Annotated in this window: 4 protein-coding genes; 1 reads left to right on the forward strand and 3 read right to left on the reverse strand. The window is 59.2% G+C overall.

Features of this window, described 5'->3' with window-relative positions; translation table 11 throughout:
- Positions 1–1145: glycosyltransferase family 2 protein (locus CAPSK01_RS03855; protein ID WP_273703040.1), on the forward strand; the 1145-nt coding region annotated here is incomplete at its 5' end.
- On the opposite strand, the gene CAPSK01_RS03860 is transcribed toward CAPSK01_RS03855, so the two are convergent.
- The 3 genes from CAPSK01_RS03860 to CAPSK01_RS03870 all read right to left on the reverse strand — a co-directional run.
- Positions 1142–1363, reverse strand: a complete 222-nt coding sequence (locus CAPSK01_RS03860; RefSeq protein WP_273703041.1) for a hypothetical protein — start codon at positions 1361–1363, stop codon at positions 1142–1144. The genes CAPSK01_RS03855 and CAPSK01_RS03860 overlap by 4 nt on opposite strands.
- A 94-nt stretch (positions 1364–1457) precedes the next feature.
- Complete coding sequence (locus CAPSK01_RS03865; RefSeq protein WP_273703042.1) at positions 1458–2690, reverse strand: class I SAM-dependent methyltransferase; 1233 nt, start codon at positions 2688–2690, stop codon at positions 1458–1460.
- On the reverse strand, positions 2687–3352 hold a 666-nt coding region (locus CAPSK01_RS03870), incomplete at its 5' end, for an NAD(P)-dependent oxidoreductase (protein ID WP_034922963.1). The genes CAPSK01_RS03870 and CAPSK01_RS03865, both read right to left, overlap by 4 nt.

Genomic DNA, 3352 nt, shown 5'->3' on the forward strand with positions numbered 1-3352 from the left:
TCCTGAAGACAAGCCTCACTATGCCAACATTTACTTTATCGATTTGCATTCCCACCCATAACGGTCGCTGCGAAACTCTTAACGCATTGCTGAGTTGCGTGGGAGAGCAATGCACGGGCTTAGAGAGCACTGCAGTCCAAGTCTGCGTGAGCGACAACGCATCGAATGATGGCACCGAGGCAATGATCAGCAAACTCCAAGCAGATTACCCTGTTCCCCTTACGTATTTCCGGTTCGATCAGGATATGCGTGGCGTCCGCAACTTCCTCAACGTTGTTGACATTTCGGACGCTGAGTATTGTTGGCTGATTGGTTCGGATGACATGCTACCGCCTCAAAGTGTTGCCAAAGTCCTAGCAAACTTAAGAGAGTGGCCAGGTTTATCTGGGATGACTGTAAACAAGTTGAACTTCGATAAGACTTTGACCATACTCGTCGGCCCTGACCATGACTTGGTGCTGCCTACTCACCCAAATTACACACGCCCTCTATACGGAATTGACATTGCGGATAGCCTGGGCATCTCGTTCACATATATGTCATCACATATTTTCCACAGGGATGCGTGGCAGAACGTAGTTGACGAATTCGGTCGAGACCGGCTCTGTTCCACTCGCCACTTCCCGCACACCTATATATTTCTCCGGATTGCTGAAAAGTCGAGCCAGTGGTATTGGTTGTCCGATTATTGTGTGATTCAACGAATGGATAATTTCTGCATTCTCGATGAAAACGAAAACTTTCTTTACGAGTACGCTGACGAGTTCACTCACGACCTAATACAGGTCTGGAATCTGACGGACACCCCCTCCATCGTAAAGAAGAATCTACTGAACCGATTGTATTTTATTTTTTGGAACCCAATTTCAATCTTCGTATACTTGTCGGACCCCCGTTTGTCAATACGTAAGCAAATATCCATGATTCGAAATAGCATTTCGCGATTTGGCGGCCTGACGAAATTCTGGTTTTTTACGTTTCCAATTCTTTTTATGCCGACGGCGCTTTGCCGTGCGCTAATGCATCTGCTTGACTTAACTGACCGTTGGGTTCCGGTGCGCAGATTGCTTCATTGGCTACGCTCAGTTATTGCTAGATGGCTGTCATTTCTTCGGGCCGGCAGCAGAAGCACCGAGGATACCTAAATGGCTTCTGACTTGTCTTCAGAGTCGATGCGATACTCGTGAACCCATGGATTCCAGGGTTCAAACTCCCAGCTCTCCCGGAATCTGTCCCAGTGCATGCAGGCCGCGTCGGTAATGTAATAAGCTTGTTGCGGCAAGTGGGTGCAGATGCTGCGCAGGAATGTGCACAGGTAGGGTGCGGCTTCACCGCGACAGGGATACGGGAAAAGAATCGGCACGATCTTCATCGGTCGTAGGTGTCGGGGATCCGTGCCGTCAGGCTGGTGGTGGAGTCGGGGTGACGAGGGTGGTGCTGCACAGTGCAGAGCCATGTCATTTGTGACATGGCCCCCTCGGCTGTCCCGGCGATGGGGCATCCAGCGTCACGACGCATGCGTTGGGACACCGTGTCAGTGCGTCCTGCACGATGGCGTCGCCATGCACCGCAGCCAGGATCAGGATGGCCGCCTCGGGATGCCTCGCCAATGCCGCTTCGGGTGCTTCGATATGATGCCCGGCAATCTGCAGGCCCTGCTTGTTGCGGTCGCGATCGACGATGGCGACGATGTTGCAGGCGTCGAGTGCGCCCTGACCAAACAGGCGTTGAGCGAGAGAGCCAGCGCCCCAGACGATCGTCGGCACGCCTTCGGCGACCAAGCTCTGCAACGCGGGATAGACGGGTGCCGCATGACAGTCGGCAACATAGCGACGTACGGCGGCGCTCAGCGTCGAGTTCGTTGCCTGCGACGTAGCTGCCCAACCGGCATCTTTACGCAGCCAGGCCCATGCTGCCGGGTAGTGCTTGCCTGGGGCGACTTCGAGCGTACGTTCTCCGATGGCTTCCGTGCACCAACCGAAGCGCGCGCCGAGAATCGAAAGCCGCTGTGGATCGAAATGATTGATGTGTTCGCTATCGAAAAAATAGAAGGGCACATAAGCGTGATCCGTGTACCGCGCGGCATTCGGTGTTTCGACGTAAATTCTGGCTCCTGCCGTCGCCAGCGAGGTCACTGCGATCATGACGCTGTGCACATCGGCAACGTGCTCGAGCACATGGGACAGGATGATGCCGTCGAACGGCCCGCTGTCCTTCAATTCCTGCAGCCGCGAGAGGGGCAGGCAATGGGCCTCGAAGCCGAGTTCGCGCACGCTGGCCGCACAGCCCGGTGCGCCGTCGACGCCGCAAAGCGAGGTGAAGCCGCGTCGTCGCAACTCCGTCAGCAGGCCGCCGCCGGCGCAACCGATGTCGAGGATGCGCGCCGCAGCGCCGAGCCGACTGGCGATGGCGGCGGTGGTTTCCTTGAAACGAGCCGCCTCGAACGCACCGATTCCGCTGCCGCTGGCCACGGCCGGGTCTTCGTACTTGGAGAACGCCGCATAGTATCGGTCGTAATCCTGCTGGGTTGCCGGCGTGTCGGCATAGACGAAGCCGCAGGCCAGGCAGGCGGCGACGTCGTAGGCGTCGGGCAGTGGGCTTCCCACCGGTTGCTGCAATGCCTGCCGATGCAGGACGTCGATTTCGCGGCCGCTGCACATTGGGCAGGGGCGCAGCGCGATCCTGCTCATGTCGCCGCGAGTTCCATCCAGGCCAGGGTGCGCCGGATCGCCTCCGGCAAGTCGAGGTATTGCGCCAACCCGAGTTCGGAGCGGGCGCGGCCAGTGTCGGGCACATAGCGTTCGGCAGCGCCTCCGCCGGGCTTGCCGAGGATGGCGACGCCCGGCGCGGCGGCGCACGTAGTAATCTGCCGCGCCAGCTCGCCGATGCTGACGGCTTCCTCGCTGCCGACGTTGTAGGCGCGCCCGGCTCTTCCCTTCAGCAGTAGGGTCCACAACCAGATGGCGAGATCGGCGGCGTAGAGGTAGGAGCGCAACGGGCGTCCGTCGCCCTTGATGACGATCTCGTTGCCGGCGGCGGCGTCGCGCAGGAAATTGCCGGCGGCGAAGTGGGCGTCGAGCGGCAGGCCGGGGCCGATGAAGGTGAAGCAGCGCGCAATCACGACCGGCAGGCTCTCCGCCGCGGCGATGGCACAAAGAAGCTCCGCGGCGCGCTTGCCTTCGCCGTAAACGGATGAAACCGAGGCCGGGTCGGGCCCGCCGCGGTAATCTTCCGCCATGCATGCCATGTCGGGCGGTTGCGGGCCGTAGATGGCGCCGGAACTGAGGAACAGCATATGCCGCACCGGGTGGCCGGCGGCGCCGTCGAGCACCCGGCGGGTGCCGTCGACAAT

The organism is Candidatus Accumulibacter vicinus, assembly GCF_000584955.1.
GTDB lineage: Bacteria > Pseudomonadota > Gammaproteobacteria > Burkholderiales > Rhodocyclaceae > Accumulibacter > Accumulibacter vicinus.